This is a genomic window from Pseudomonas sp. LB3P14 (assembly GCF_054898045.1).
In genome coordinates, this window is the sequence record NZ_CM142714.1 from 308,276 (window position 1) to 323,165 (window position 14,890).

Annotated in this window: 12 protein-coding genes and 1 pseudogene; 5 read left to right on the forward strand and 8 right to left on the reverse strand. The window is 60.1% G+C overall.

Annotated features, from left to right (window positions below; all coding sequences use genetic code 11):
- Positions 1–6 precede the first annotated feature (6 nt).
- Positions 7–1,461: a flavin-containing monooxygenase gene (locus tag ACYZT5_RS01475; protein WP_462049458.1), complete on the reverse strand. Its 1,455-nt coding sequence runs from the start codon at positions 1,459–1,461 to the stop codon at positions 7–9.
- Positions 1,462–1,654: 193 nt separating this feature from the next.
- Between ACYZT5_RS01475 and ACYZT5_RS01480 the strand changes: the two genes are divergently transcribed.
- The 5 genes and pseudogenes from ACYZT5_RS01480 (at position 1,655) to ACYZT5_RS01500 (ending at position 7,474) form a co-directional block, all read left to right on the forward strand.
- A complete protein-coding gene (locus ACYZT5_RS01480) occupies positions 1,655–2,728 on the forward strand; it encodes a diguanylate cyclase (protein WP_462049459.1) in 1,074 nt (357 codons plus the stop codon).
- Between the two features lie 130 nt (positions 2,729–2,858).
- Positions 2,859–4,100 carry a M20/M25/M40 family metallo-hydrolase gene (locus tag ACYZT5_RS01485; protein WP_462049460.1) on the forward strand — a complete coding sequence of 414 codons (1,242 nt, stop codon included), beginning with the start codon at positions 2,859–2,861 and terminating at the stop codon, positions 4,098–4,100.
- 474 nt (positions 4,101–4,574) lie between these two features.
- Positions 4,575–4,733: pseudogene (locus ACYZT5_RS01490) on the forward strand (glutamate carboxypeptidase); the annotation flags it as partial.
- A 406-nt stretch (positions 4,734–5,139) separates the two neighbouring features.
- The gene (locus tag ACYZT5_RS01495) at positions 5,140–6,501 is read left to right on the forward strand and encodes an IS4 family transposase (protein WP_462047420.1); all 1,362 of its coding nucleotides are present in this window, start codon (positions 5,140–5,142) and stop codon (positions 6,499–6,501) included.
- 670 nt (positions 6,502–7,171) lie between these two features.
- Complete coding sequence (locus ACYZT5_RS01500; protein WP_462049461.1) at positions 7,172–7,474, forward strand: hypothetical protein; 303 nt, start codon at positions 7,172–7,174, stop codon at positions 7,472–7,474.
- Positions 7,475–7,540: 66 nt separating this feature from the next.
- Here the strand turns inward: ACYZT5_RS01500 and ACYZT5_RS01505 are convergent, their stop codons facing one another.
- The 7 genes from ACYZT5_RS01505 to ACYZT5_RS01535 all read right to left on the reverse strand — a co-directional run bounded on the left by ACYZT5_RS01505 (position 7,541) and on the right by ACYZT5_RS01535 (position 14,888).
- Positions 7,541–8,410 carry an isocitrate lyase/PEP mutase family protein gene (locus tag ACYZT5_RS01505; protein ID WP_462049462.1) on the reverse strand — a complete coding sequence of 290 codons (870 nt, stop codon included), beginning with the start codon at positions 8,408–8,410 and terminating at the stop codon, positions 7,541–7,543.
- Between the two features lie 130 nt (positions 8,411–8,540).
- Positions 8,541–9,575: an arginine N-succinyltransferase gene (gene astA, locus ACYZT5_RS01510; protein WP_462049463.1), complete on the reverse strand. Its 1,035-nt coding sequence runs from the start codon at positions 9,573–9,575 to the stop codon at positions 8,541–8,543.
- Positions 9,576–9,636: 61 nt separating this feature from the next.
- On the reverse strand, positions 9,637–10,653 hold the full coding sequence (locus tag ACYZT5_RS01515; RefSeq protein ID WP_462049464.1) for an arginine N-succinyltransferase: 1,017 nt from the start codon (positions 10,651–10,653) through the stop codon (positions 9,637–9,639).
- Between the two features lie 119 nt (positions 10,654–10,772).
- A complete protein-coding gene (locus tag ACYZT5_RS01520; RefSeq protein WP_462049465.1) occupies positions 10,773–12,122 on the reverse strand; it encodes an APC family permease in 1,350 nt (449 codons plus the stop codon).
- Between the two features lie 57 nt (positions 12,123–12,179).
- Positions 12,180–12,932 (reverse strand): N-formylglutamate amidohydrolase, encoded by a 753-nt coding sequence (locus tag ACYZT5_RS01525; protein ID WP_462049466.1) that lies wholly within the window; start codon positions 12,930–12,932, stop codon positions 12,180–12,182.
- The gene (locus tag ACYZT5_RS01530; protein ID WP_462049467.1) at positions 12,916–14,247 is read right to left on the reverse strand and encodes a glutamine synthetase family protein; all 1,332 of its coding nucleotides are present in this window, start codon (positions 14,245–14,247) and stop codon (positions 12,916–12,918) included. Before ACYZT5_RS01530 ends, ACYZT5_RS01525 begins: the two co-directional genes overlap by 17 nt.
- A complete protein-coding gene (locus ACYZT5_RS01535) occupies positions 14,244–14,888 on the reverse strand; it encodes a cysteine hydrolase family protein (RefSeq protein WP_462049468.1) in 645 nt (214 codons plus the stop codon). The genes ACYZT5_RS01530 and ACYZT5_RS01535 overlap by 4 nt, the downstream gene beginning before the upstream one ends.
- Positions 14,889–14,890: the final 2 nt, after the last annotated feature.

Sequence of the window (14,890 nt, forward strand, 5' to 3'; positions counted from 1 at the left end):
ACGTGATCAGGACAGAATGTGATCGGCGGGTTTCAGCACCCGGGTCAACCGGTGATAGCTGAAACTGAACCCCGGAAACATCGCAATCACATGGCCGCTCTTGCTTTGATACCAACTGTGGCAGCCCCCGGACTTCCATACGGTGCGTTCCATCTCCCGGTGGATCATTTCAGTGTAGGTACGTTCTGCTTCGGGGCGTACTTCGATGCTGCGCAAACCGTGTTCTTTTAACGTGCGGATGCAATCGAGAATGTAGTTCATCTGAGACTCGATGATGAACAGCGCCGAGGTGTGGCCGATGCCCGTGTTGGGGCCGGTGACGATAAACAGGTTGGGGAAGTCCGGCAGGCTGGTGCCGAGATAGGCCCGCGGATACTGGGCCCAGAAATCGCTGAGCTGTGTGCCGTTTTTTCCGGTGACCGGGTAGGAAATCACCCCGTCGGTGGCGTCGTAACCGGTTGACCAGACGATCAGGTCCAGGTCGATGTGTTGGCCGTCCTGGGTGACGATGCCGGTTTCATCGATGGAGGCGATGCCTTGCTCGCGGCTGTGTAGCGTCACATTACTGCGACCGAGTGCCGGGTACAGGGTGCTTGAGACGATTATCCGTTTGCAGCCGATTGCGTAATCCGGCGTCAGTTTGCGCCTCAGTTCCGGATCGGGCACTTGCCGTTTGAGAACGCGCAGGGCGTGTTGCTGGACCAAGCGGATTGCCGGCCGTGAGTATTTGAAGGCAATCACTCGGGTTTCGAACAGCCAGTAGATCATCCAGCGCAACAGTTTGTAGGCCGGTTTGAGCCCCAGCAGCCAACGCTGGAAGGGCCCAAAGGCGCGGTCGGCCCGAGGCAATACCCAGTGGGGTGTGCGCTGGAACACATGCAGATGCTCGACGTCCGGGGCAATCGTCGGAATCACTTGGGCGGCGCTGGCGCCGCTGCCAACGATGGCCACGCGTTTTTGCCGGTAATCGTAGGCGTGATCCCAGCTATTGGTATGAAAAGTCTTGCCCTGAAACCGCTCCTGGCCCTCGAAGTATGGGACCACCGGTTGGCTCAGCGGCCCGGTGGCGTTGATCAGGAACTGCGCATGGAACGTGCCTTTACTGCCGGTGTGCACCGCCCAGCGTTTGCCGTCGTCGTCCCATTCGATGCGCTCGACATTGGCCTGCAGTTCCACCTTGTCTCGCAGGCCGAAGTGCTCCACCACGTACTGGGTGTAGTGGTGCAGTTCGGCCTGTTCGGCGAACATTTGCGTCCAGCGGTAGGGCGCGAAGGACAGGGAATAGAGCGGCGAGGGCACATCGACCGCCGCACCGGGGTAGGTGTTTTGGCACCAGGTGCCGCCGAAAAAGTCCCGCCGCTCCAGCAGGCGGAAATCGCTGATGCCTGCCTTGAGCAAATTGATCGCCGCGCACTGACCGCCGAAACCGCTGCCGATGATCAACACTTGAAAGGTTTGCATGGGCCTCCTTTTTTATCGTTATTGATCGAACCCTCCTTTCATGTATAGCCAAACATTGAGCGCTCGCCTCATGGCTATGCCTTGGTATTCAGACCGCCAGCCGGTGATGGCTAATTGACGTTACCCTGATAGACTCTCACCACACTTGAAACCCTTGTGTGTTCAGGTTCCGTTCTGTGGCGCAGAGGCTCCTATGGGAAAAACGGGAGGAAAAGGACTTTCACTGGCCAGGAGGCTCTATACATCGCGAACCTTGGGTTTGGCCCTGGGATTGTTGCTCGTGAGCGCGGCGATGTATCCACTCAACCCGGCACCGTGGGTCTGGGTGGTGATGCTGCTCAACGCCGTACTCTGGCCGCACCTGGCTTACCAATGGGCGCGCCGCGCGAAAATTCCTTATCACGCCGAACAGGGCAACCTGCTGGTGGACGCCTTTCTCGGCGGCTTTTGGGTCGCTGCCATGCAGTTCAATCCGCTGCCCAGCGCGACGACCCTGGCCATGATGGCGATGAACAACGTGGCCATTGGCGGTTTGCGTTTCCTGTTGGCGGGAACCGTGGCGCAGATGCTCGGGATAGGTGTCGGACTGCTGATTTTCACCCCCGCATTCATCCCGCAAACCAGCCAAATGCAACTGTATGCCTGTCTACCTTTGATGTGTTTGTATCCGCTGGCATTGGGCTGGATCTGCTTCCGCCAGGCCTACACCCTCGGCCGACAAAAGCGTGAGTTGCTGGCCCTGAGCCGCACCGACAGCCTCACCGGCCTGCTGAACCACGGCGCCTGGAAGGATCAATTGGAAGTTGAATTCCAACGTTGCACACGCCAGCAGCAGGGCGGGGCGATTGCGCTGATCGACATCGATCATTTCAAATCCATCAACGACACGTACGGCCACGTTGCCGGGGACATCGTCCTGCGTCAGTTGAGCAAAATGCTCAAGCAGAACCTGCGCGCGGCTGATCTTGCCGGGCGCTACGGTGGCGACGAGTTCTGCGTGATCCTCCCGGACCTTGCGCTCACGAGCGCTGCGGCCGCCATGGATGCCCTGCGTGATCGCTTCGCCACCTTGGGCTACGAGCAGAGCCCGACGCTGAAAGTCAGCCTGAGCATTGGCCTGGCCGCCTTCAACCCGGCCCACACCGACGCGACCCTGTGGCTCAACGACGCCGACCAGGCGCTCTACGAAGCCAAAGCCACCGGTCGCAACCGCGTCATCTGCTGCGGCGATGGCAGTTTTCATCACGAATTACTTGATTCGGTGTGAACCGCCCACGCTCCTGCGTGGGAATGCAGCCATGGACGCTCCGCGTTGCAAGTGTCGTATTCGGTCTAGAGCCTTGCGCCGTAGTCGGGTAGGGTGTTTTTCACCTCCGACACGAAACAAGGATTGATTCATGACGTTCAAACTCCCTCGCTCCCTGCTGGCCACCAGCCTAGGCTTGACCCTCGCCCTCGGCGCTTTCGCTCCCGCAGCTTTCGCCGAACCGCACAAGCAAATCCTCGCCGATTCCGAACAGTACAAGGGTGAAGCCCTGAAGTTACTCGAGCGGTTGGTGAACATCGACTCCGGTTCTGGCTATGAGCCCGGCCTGACCCAAGTGCGCGACATCGCCATCGACGAACTGAAAAAGCTCGGCGCGACCATCGAACTGGTGCCCAATACCCCGGACAAAAGCAGCCACGTGATCGCGACCCTGAAAGGCACGGGCAAGGCGAAAATCCTGCTGATGGCGCACATGGACACCGTATTCAAGGAAGATTCGGCCGCCGAACGGCCATTCCACATCAAGGACGGCCGCGCCTACGGTCCGGGCGTGATGGACGACAAAGGCGGCATCGTTGCCGGGATCTATGCGCTGAAAGTCCTGAAAAACCTCGACTTCAAGGACTACGCGCAAATCACCTTCCTGCTCGACGCCAGCGAAGAAACCGGCTCGGACATCGCCACCGACCTGATCAAGAAAACCGCCAAGGCCCACGACGTCACCCTCAACCTCGAACCCGGCCGCCCGGCAGATGGCCTGGTGGTGTGGCGCAAAGGCAGTGCCACTGCAGTGGTCGAGGTCAAGGGCAAGGCGGCTCACGCCGGTGTCGCGCCAGAGCTGGGACGCAACGCCGCCATGGAAGCGGCGCACCAGATTTTGCAGCTCGGCAAACTGGGCGACGCGGAGAAGAAAACCACGATCAACTTCACCGTACTCAAGGCCGGCGACCGCACCAACGTCATTCCGGATCAAGCCACCGCCAAGGCCGATGTGCGGGCGGCGGTGCCGGAAGAGTTTGACCGGATCGAGAAGGATCTGGCGCGGGTTTCGAAAGACAAGCTGATTCCCGAGACCCAAGTCACCACCACACTTCAACGCGGATTACCGCCGATGCCGCAAACGCCGGAATCGGATCGGTTGATGGCCATGGCTCAGGGGATTTACGGGGAGATTGGGCGCAAGTTGACGGAAGAGGGAAGTGGTGGGGCGGCGGATGCGAGTTTGTCCGCGGGTGTGGGTACGCCGACGCTGGATGGGTTCGGGATTGTCGGCGGCAATATTCATACGCCGGAGGAATATGCGGAGGTTGAGAGTGTGGCTCCGCGGATTTATTTGTTGTCGCGGATGATTATGGAGTTGGCTAAGCACTAATCTCACCGCCGATCGTTCCCACGCTCCCGCGTGGGAATGCCTCCCCGGACGCTCCGCGTCCACTTCGGCAGGGACGCAGAGCGTCCCAGGCTGCATTCCCACGCAGAGCGTGGGAACGATCAATACGCCGGAGGAATATGCGGAGGTTGAGAGTGTGGCTCCGCGGATTTATTTGTTGTCGCGGATGATTATGGAGTTGGCTAAGCACTAATCTCACCGCCGATCGTTCCCACGCTCCCGCGTGGGAATGCCTCCCCGGACGCTCCGCGTCCACTTCGGCAGGGACGCAGAGCGTCCCGGGCTGCATTCCCACGCAGAGCGTGGGAACGATCAATACGCCGGAGGAATATGCGGAGGTTGAGAGTGTGGCGCCGCGGATTTATTTGCTGTCGCGGATGATTATGGAGTTGGCTAAACCCTAATCTCACCGCTGATCGTTCCCACGCTCCCGCGTGGGAATGCCTCCCCGGACGCTCCGCGTCCGCTTCGGCAGGGACGCGGAGCGTCCCAGGCTGCATTCCCACGCAGAGCGTGGGAACGATCAATACGCCGGAGGAATATGCGGAGGTTGAGAGTGTGGCGCCGCGGATTTATTTGCTGTCGCGGATGATTATGGAGTTGGCTAAACCCTAATCTCACCGCTGATCGTTCCCACGCTCCCGCGTGGGAATGCCTCCCCGGACGCTCCGCGTCCGCTTCGGCAGGGACGCGGAGCGTCCCAGGCTGCATTCCCACGCAGAGCGTGGGAACGATCAATATGCCGGAGGAATATGCGGAGGTTGAGAGTGTGGCGCCGCGGATTTATTTGCTGTCGCGGATGATTATGGAGTTGGCTAAACCCTAATCTCACCGCTGATCGTTCCCACGCTCCCGCGTGGGAATGCCTCCCCGGACGCTCCGCGTCCGCTTCGGCAGGGACGCGGAGCGTCCCAGGCTGCATTCCCACGCAGAGCGCTCATCGTTCTACATAACTCTGTTTTCAAGTATTTTTGAAACTCGAAGAAATGGAGAACGAAGATTGAATTGGGCACAGGACGAAATGAAAACCGCCGACTTGGGTGATGGCCGTTTAAATGCCAGGCTCGCCAGCTTTTTAGGACGCCTAGCCGATCATCCCGGCAACAGCATCCCGACCGCTTGTCGAGGGCTGGCAGAAACCACGGCGGCCTATCGATTTCTTGATAATGAGAAAGTCACGTTCCAGAAGGTGTTGCGGCCCCATCAGGACGCGACCCTGCAACGGATGCAAAGCAGTCCCGTGGTGCTGTTGGCGCAAGACACGACCGAGATGGACAAATGGGTCAATCTCGGTCCCAAAGGGATGGGCACGATCAAGGCGCAGAAGAAGTTTTCTCGACGTCTGCACCCAACCATTGCCTTTACCCCCGAACGTATTTGTCTGGGCGTCGTCGATGCTCAGTGGTGGAGCCGCGATAAACCGAGCCCCCGCCATGAGCGCCGAGATAAAGGGATTGATGAGAAAGAGAGTCAGCGCTGGATTGACAGTTATCAAACCAGTTGCGCGATTCAGGGGCAGCTACCGCAGACCCTGGTGGTCAACCTCGCCGATGCTGAGGGCGATCTGTACGAATGGTTTGTTGATCATCAAGAGTTCAGTCCAGACACCCGGGCCCAATGGATCGTGCGGGCGGCTCAAGACAGGCGCTTGCTGGGGGCTGACAACGGGAAGTTGTGGTCGGCACTGGATCAGGCACCGTCCTTGGGAACACTCAAGGTTGAAGTCAAAGCTCGTCCCCAGCGCCCCGCCCGACTGGCTGATGTCACCTTGCGCGCGGCAACCGTGACCCTGCGTGCCCCCGACAGGCCGGGTTATAAATTGCCCAGCGTCTCGATCAATGCTGTGTTGGCCCGTGAAGAAAACGCCATAGACGGTGTTGAACCTCTGGAGTGGCTGCTGCTGACCAGTCTGCCGGTCACTAGCCTGGAGCAGGCGAGCACCGTGGTTGAGTGGTACGGGGTACGCTGGTCTATCGAAGTGTTTTTCAATGTGCTGAAGAATGGTTGTCAGGTCAGTCGATTGCAGCTGGAGACCGAGGAACGGTTGTTGCCCTGCATTGGTTTGTACCTGATCACGACCTGGCGTGTGCTGTACAGCCTGATGCTGGGACGTGCTTGTCCCGATCTAAGCTGCGAGATGGTGTTTGAGGCTTCGGAGTGGAAAGCAGCCTATATCGTGGTCAAACGGTGCCAACCGCCCACTGCGCCCCCTTCTTTAGGAGAAATGGTTTTACTGGTCACGAGCCTGGGAGGCTACTTGGGGCGTAAAAATGACGGACCTCCCGGCCCCAAGGCCATGTGGATAGGGATGCAACGAATACGTGAGTTTGTTATCGCATTAGACGCCCAGCGTGCGCTCATCGAGAGTTGTGTAGAACGATGAGCGCAGAGCGTGGGAACGATCAATACGCCGGAGGAATATGCGGAGGTTGAGAGTGTGGCGCCGCGGATTTATTTGCTGTCGCGGATGATTATGGAGTTGGCTAAACCCTAATCTCACCGCTGATCGTTCCCACGCTCCCGCGTGGGAATGCCTCCCCGGACGCTCCGCGTCCGCTTCGGCAGGGACGCGGAGCGTCCCGGGCTGCATTCCCACGCAGAGCGTGGGAACGATCAATATGCCGGAGGAATATTGCGGAGGTTGAGAGGGTGGCGCCGCGGATTTATTTGTTGTCGCGGATGATTATGGAACTCGCCAAGCACTAATCTCACCGCCGATCGTTCCCACGCTCTCGCATGGGAACGATCATTGCGTAGCGCACAACTTTCCAAGACGTTTCCTACGACGTACCCTGTTGCCGCGTTTCGGCATCGACCCCTATAGTTCGGGCTCACGGAAAACACCGCGAACGACCTTGGCCGGTCGGTCACCCCAAACGCATCAGCGTCATTGTTTAGACCTTTTTATGTCTGAACATCGTGTTATGGCAGCTGTGCGCGGGACACCCTCGGGTGTGCCGGATGTATGGGTGTGCCGGTCGGCCAACCCGCACACAGCTGCCACCTAATTAGCTTGGCCGCGAACGGTGGTTGCTCTATTTGGAGTTACACCCATGTTTGACCAAGTCATGCCCCGTTACCTCCCCATCGACACCTACGACGCCGAAACCCCGGTGCTCTTCATCAACACCCACAAAGAACTCAGCGACCTCGCTGCCTGCGCTGCGCATCGCTTTACTGTGGTTCGCGATCTGGCGGACACCTTAACCAGCCTGAACCTCAAAGACATTTCCGATTGCGATCTGACGCGCGTTACCCGGGCGGTTCATCTGCTGATGCGCGAAGGCTGCGCGATGCTGGATGTGGTTCAGGCGCGGGCGTTGCAGCGGGAGGTGGAGTTCAAGACTCCGGCCTGACAGGCGAGTGAGTTCTGTGTCGAGGGCGCAAGCTCCCTCGGCACAGGCAAAACACTCTCGCCATCATTACTCTTTAACACTCATAAACTCTTCCGCCCAACGGATGTATTCCTCAGGCTGCGTATAGGTGTGGGTCAACTCGGTAGCGCTCAGGTCCGACGCCTGAGTAAAGATCTGCCGTTGTTCCCGCAGGCTGTCGTAAGTGGCCTTGATCGCGGCGAAGTAGGCGCCGTGACCATCGATAGTGACCCGCACGCCCAGTTCGGCCAAGCGTTTATCGTCGCGCAACAGTGGATTGCCGTAGGTGACCAGCATCAGCGGAACGCTCAGGTGCTCGGCGATCTGTTCCAGTTGGTCAAAGTCCTGCACACCCACCATGCAAATCCCGTCCGCACCGGCCTGCTGGTAGTGCTTTGTACGGCTGATGATTTCCTGGATCGGCAAAATCCCCGCGTTGGTGCGGGCAATGATCGCCATCTCCGAGTCGACCCGAGCTTCCAGTGCCGCACGAATCTTGCCGACGCCTTCCGCGACCCCGATCAGGTCGGTGGACTTGCGGCCGAACTGGGCGGGCAGCAGTGTGTCTTCGATGGTCAGGGCCGCCACGCCGGCGCGTTCGAGTTCGACGATGGTGCGCATGACATTGAGTGCGTTGCCGTAGCCGTGGTCGGCGTCGGCGATGACTGGCAATTGGGCAACACGGCCGATGCGGGTGGCCTGCTCAGCGAACTCGCTGAGGCTGATCAAGGCAAAGTCGGGGGCGCCCAGTACCTGCAACGACGCGACCGAACCGCCCAGGATCCCCACTTCGAAACCCAGGTCAGCGGCAATACGGGCCGACATCGGGTCGAAGACCGACGCCGTGTGATAGCAGGCGTTGGAAGCGAACAGCTCGCGAAAGTTACGGCGTAAATCTTGATGAGAAAGCCTGGACATAAGAGTTCCACCACTGCAATTGGAATGGAAGGGCTTGAGCAAAAGTGTCAACGCCGAAGGAACAAAAGGCTATCACGCGAGCGGGGGAAGGATGATGACGATTTTGCAGAGGCAGATGGACCACCGTCGGTCACGCCGCCACCGCTTGCTGCTGTTGATTGAGCAACGGCACCGCGCGTACCGAGTTGCCGGGTTGCAGTTGCAGGCGTTTGGCGGTGAGGCGGTCGACGATCAGGCTGTTGCCCACTTGTCTGGCCTGGGCGGCGGTGATGCGGCAGTTTTCCAGGCGACGGTTGTGGATCAGCCACACCGGGGCTTGCTCGTCGGGCGTACCGATGGCCAGCAACAGCGGTTGGCTGTCGCGCACAGTGCGGATATTCGAGATCGGGGCTTCGATCACCGGGCCGGCGTCAAAGATGTCGATGTAACCCTTATGCGCAAAGCCTTCGGCGGTGAGGATTTTCAGGGCCGGTTCGGTGTTCGGGTGCGCCTTGCCGATCACGGCCTGAGCCTGTTCGGTGAGCAGGCAGGTGTAAAGCGGTTGGCGTGGCATCAGTTCAGCGATGAACGACTTGCTGCCCAGCCCCGACAAGTGATCGGCGTGGCTGAAATCCATCTTGAAGAAGTGCCGGCCCAGGCTGTCCCAGAACGGTGAACAGCCTTGTTCGTCGGCGCTGCCACGCAGTTCGGCGATGAGTTTGTCGCCGAACAGGTGCGCAAACTCTGCAACAAACAATAAACGCCCCAACGACAGCAATCGACCGTTACTGCCCTGGCGTTGATCGGGTCGCAGAAACAGCGAGCAAATCTCCGATTGGCCGGTCATTTCATTGTTCAGGAACAGCGTCGGAATTTGCCGTTGAATACCCAGGTCCGGTGACGAACTGACCGTGAGCCCGACCCGGTAGTTGTACCAGGGTTCGCGCAGGCCCACGGCGCCCGCCAGGGCACTGACGCCCACCAGTTGCTGATCGTCGTCTTCGAGCACGAAGAGGTAATCGGCATCGGCGCGTTCGACCTGTTCGGCGAAGGTTCGTTGCGCCCAGCGTATCCGGTGGGTCAGGCGTTCTTCGTTGGCCGGCAGGGTCGTGAAGCCGGGGCCTGCCTGCTGCACCAGTTTCAGCAAGGCGGGCAGGTCGGTGACGTGAACCGGGCGGACAATCATGATGCAACTCCTTCTGCACGCCTGCTCGGGCGCTGTCGTTGGGCACGGGGCCGGGTGCTGCTCACAGGGCGATCAGCCGGATGGGGCTGCCATCGGTTACGTTCAGGGCGGCGCACATCTCGGCGCTCAATCTCACAGGTTGCCCGGTCTGGTAATCCAGATCGGCGACGATGGCGCGATAGTCCATCAGCGAATCGTTGCTGACCAGAAAGCCGCCGCGTGCATCGATGGACCAATCCAACCGAGCCGTGCCGGTCTGGCTCTGGGCGATAGAGCGGATACCGGGGGTACGCGCATACAGCGTCGGACCACCGTCGAACAGGTCAATGTAGCTGTTGGTCTCGAACCCTTCGCGCTCGAGGATATCGAAGGCCTCCTGGCCATCGGGGTGGATACGACCGATGCAGTCCTGCGCAGCCTGCGGCAGCATCGGCACGTAGATCGGGTATTGCGGCATCAGTTCGGCGAGGAAGGTTCGGCTTTCCAGGCCGCAAAGCCGCTCGGCCTCGGCGTAGGGCAGGTCGAAGAAATGCTTGCCCACCGCATCCCAGAACGGCGATTGCCCTTCATCGCTGCTGAAGCCGACGATCTCGGTGATGACCGCTTCGGCAAAGCGTTGCGAGTGCGCGGCGATGAACAATAGCCGCGCCCGGGACAGCAGTTCAGAGAACCGTGTTCGCACCAGCGCTGCGTCAATATGAAAACCTCGCAGCAAGGTATGGCCACTGAGGTCGTGACACAACGACAGCGCCGGCACGCCGTGCTCGATGTTCAGCTCCCGCGAGGCGCTGGTGAAATGCCGGTTGCGCAGGCTGTAGAACGGCTCGCTGAAACCGGCGGTGGCGAGGATCTCCGAGCAGCCCACCAAACGCTCTCGGGTGAGATCTTCCAGCACGAAGAAATAATTCTCCGGACCCTGGCCCTCAACGTCTTTTTCGAATGAGGCGCAGGAGTCGAGAATCTTCTCGCGCAGGCATTCGGTGTCGTCCGGCAAGGACGTGACGCCTACCAGACTGTCGCGCGCCAGTTGCTGCAACTGGGGCAGGTCGGTTAACTCGACTGGGCGTAAGACCAGCATGGATGCACTCCTGTATCAAAGGGTTCGGCGGTTAGCACCGAACCTGACTATCACTGTCGGTTTCCACGCGATATATCGGCGGTCGCCTGAATTTTTGTCAGACGCCGCTCTTTTTCTTGTCAGCCGTTGCTTGGGTCGGGCAGTACCGTGCTGGTGCCCAGTTTGTTGAGTACAAACAGGTAGACCAGGCCCAGGGCAATCCAGATCAGGCCGAGTTTCTGTGCATCGACGCCCATGTTGTACATGATGGCCGCAACGATGATGAAGCCGATCACCGGGCAGATCAGGTGACGGATCACCTGGCCGGATTTCTGCCGACGCCAGTAATGGTTGATGACCGTCAGGTGCAGCAACATGAAGCCACTCAGTGCGCCGAAATTCACCAGTGAGGTGAGGGTGTCCACCGAGTTGATAAACAGGTAGCAAATCACCAGCGATAGCACGGCCACCAGATAGATGCTCACGTACGGCGTGTTGTGTTTGGGGTGAACGTTGGCCAGTACCTTCGGCAGCTTGCCGTCCCGGGCCATGCCGAACAGCAGACGAGACACCGCGGCTTGAGAGGTGATTGCCACTGCAACGCCCCAGGCCAGCGCCGTCGCCACGGCGGTCAGGGTGGCAAGCCAGCTGCCGGCCGCGATTTCAGCGATTTCATAAAACGCCGTGTCAGCCGATTTGAAACCCATGCCGGCCGCCAGATCAGTTGCAATCCAGGTCTGCACGACGAAGATCACGCCCATGACCACCAACGTAATCAGCGCTGCCTTGCCGACGCTGCGGCCCGGGTCACCCTTGACCTCTTCGGCGAGTGTGGAAATCGCATCGAAACCGAGGAACGACAGCACCGCAATCGACACCGCTTGCATCAGCAGGGCGAAGTTGAACGTCTCGGGGTTGTACAACGGCGCGAGTGTCAGCTGACCGTTACCGCCGCCGCTGTGCAGCGCGTTCCAGGCGTAGAACAGGAAGATCCCCAGCACCACCAGTTGCGCCAGCAGAAAGACGATGTTCATTCGCGCGGTGAACGTGATGCCCCGCAGATTGACGAAGGTCGCGCTGACCAGGAAGGCCAGGATGAAACCGACTTTCGGAATGTCCGGGTACAAATGATTCAGCGCCATGGCCGCGTACACATACAGCAGCGGCGGAATCAGCAGGTAATCGAGGAGCATCAGCCAACCCGCGATAAACCCTACGTGCTGATTCAGGCCCCGTTGCGCGTAGGAGTAAACCGAACCGGCAATCGGAAAGGCCCGAGCCATGCTGCCGTAACTCAGGGCAGTGAAGAGCATCGCCACCATGCCGATGATGTAGGCCAGCGGTACCAGCCCCGGCGCCTCGGCGTTGACGTAGCCATAAACACCAAACGGTGCGATGGGAATCATGAAGATCATCCCGTACACCACCAGGTCGGTCAGCGACAGGCTGCGTTTCAGCTCTTGCTTGTAGCCGAATTCTTCTAATTCCATGAAGCCATTCTCCTTGGGGTGAAAGCAGCTGCAAGCTGCGAGTTTGAAGCGATTCCGTTACAACAGCGGCGCCAGGTATTCGGTCCAGCGAGTGACGTTTTCAGGCGTGCGCAGCAGGTCGTTGCGTACCTCGATCAATACCGACTCCAGGCCTCGTGCATCGCCGTGGACCGGCACGGTCATGTCGCCCAACGGGTTGATTTTGTACGGCTCATTACCGGCAACCTTCAAGGGATGCTGGCTCAAGCCATCGATCAATCGCTGGGCATACGCCTTGGCCTCTCTATACAACACGCCAACTTCCAGTGCGCGAGGCTGGCCGTGATAGACCGGCGTGAAACTGTGAATGCCCACCACCCGTACCGGCCGCCCTTGAGCGACACGTTGGTCAATCAAGGTGCGCAGTCGAGCATGAAAGGGTTCGAACAGGGATTGCCGACGGTACTCGCGGGTGGCTTCGTCGAGGTCCCGGTTGCCCGGTACTTGATAAATTTCGCTCTGCGCCGGAATGCTGTCCGGGGCCTGGAGCGGTCGGTTGAGGTCGACCAACAGTCGCGAGTAATTGGCCGCCAACAGTGTTGCGCCCAATGCCCGCGACAAACCCTCGGCCAGCGCCAGGGCACCGATGTCCCAGGCGATGTGCTCGCGGGCCGCCTCGTGACTCAGGCCCAGGTCATTTAACCCGGCAGGAATAAAACGACTGGCGTGCTCGCACACCAGAATCAACGGGTGCCCGGACTCTTCCCGGCTCAGGGTGTACGCGGGCTCGGTGTAAAGACCGAGTTCAGCAGATTCAGTACAGGCGCGCATAGTGCTCACAGCGTTCGGCGGGCGACAGCTGTTCCGTCAGCGTCAATTCCTCGGTTTTAAGGGCGAAGTAGGTGTCCAGCAACGCGCTCGGCAGGGCTTCGATCAGTGCCTCGCTGTTGCGCAAGCAGTCCAGGGCCTGGGCAAGCGAAGCGGGCAGGGCGACAATGCCGCGCGCCTGGCGTTGTTCTTCGTTGAGGGAGTCAGGGACTTCATCGGTGATTGCGTTCAAGGCCAGGCGTTGCTCGATGCCCAGCCGACCGGCAATCAGCAGCGCGGCCATGGCCAGGTGTGGCGAGGACGTAGCGTCCATGGCGCGAAATTCCAGGTTGTATTGCGTCGCCACCGATTTGCCGCCCAGGCTCGTCGTCGGGCAGATTCGCAGCGCCGCTTCGCGGTTGCGTTGCCCGAGGCACGCGTAGGACGCGCTCCAGTGATGGGGTTGCAAACGCTCGTAGGACACCGGCGTCGGTGCAGTAAACGCACAGAGCGCAGGCAAGTAATGCAGGATGCCGGCGGCCCAGTGCTGGCCGAGGGTCGACAAGCCATTGGTGGTGCCGGCGTCGTACATCACCGGTTGGCCGGCCAGGTCCAGCAGGCTGACGTGCAGGTGCACGCCGTTGCACACCGCCTGCTCCGAGGTCTTGGGCGCGAAGCTCAACTCCAGGCCCATTTGCCGGGCGATCTCGCGGGTGATTTCACGAACGTTCACTGCGCGGTCGGCAGCGGCCACCCCAAGGGTCGGGCGACAGGTGATTTCGTATTGATGCTTGCCGTACTCGGGCAGGAACATTTCCGGTTCGACGCCACCGGCGCGCAGGGCGCTGAGCAGCCAACCGCCAAACTCGGCACCCTGACGCTGGGCTTGCAGAGAAAACGCCAGGTGTTCAACTTCGCCGCCGTTCACGTTGAATTCATGCTCGAACGCCGCATTGACCTGCAAGCCCAACTCGGCGCGATAACGCTCTACCTCGTTGCGCAACACAGTACGCGGGCAGGCACCCCACGGGCGGCCATCGGTTTCGCGAATGTCGCTGTGAATAAAATCCAGCGCCGGGGCGTCGGGATCCGGGCCGTTACTGACCGTCACTCGGCTGAGCAGATCGGGCATCAGCCGCAAATCTCCGTAAGCGCCCCACGGGTTGGCGTAGGCGATGATGTCTTGCGGGGTCAGCGCGCTGTTGGCCGGTACCCAGCCACACCCCGTCCTTTGATAGTGCTCGAGTTCGTCCGTGGGAAAGGAGCGCCCGCGAGTCACGCCAATCAGGTCGGTGGTGACGAGGGTGGTCATGGGCAGTGGCAACAGGCGCTCGCTCATGGCTGCATCTCCTGCAACCGGCCGAGCACGGTCTGGGTGTCGGTGATCCAGCAGTAACCCTTGATTGCATTCAGGCAGGCCTGATGCCGCTCTGCGGTGTAAGTCGCGCAGGCATCGTCCACCAGCGTCACAAGGTAACCGCGGTCGGCGGCATCACGCACGGCCATGTCCACGCACTGGTCGGTGACGATGCCCGCGATGATCAGGTGCCGCGTCCCGAGGTTGCGCAGCACGTAGTCGATGTGGGTCGAGTTGAAGACCCCGGACGAGGTCTTGGGCAGCACGATTTCGTTTTCTGCCGGGGTCAGGTCGTCGATGATCCGCGCTTGCGGGCTGCCCTTGGGCAAGTGCATGTCCGAGAGTTTGTGGTCCAGCGAGCGGTCACGGCCATCGGCGGTGAGGCTTTCGATGATCGTGTGCAGCACGTTTTGCCTGGCGCTGCGAAAGGCGCTGAGCAGCCGGCGTTGATTGGGCACCACCTGCATGTGGGTGCGGGACAGGAAGTACTCGGCGTCCGGTCCGTCAAGGTGCGGGTCGAACTGCGGCTCAAGCCAGGCGCGTTGCATGTCCACCAGCAACAGCGCGGTGTGATCGGTGACGAACGGCAAATCCCTAGGCGAGTGGTGGGGGAGCGTGAACATCC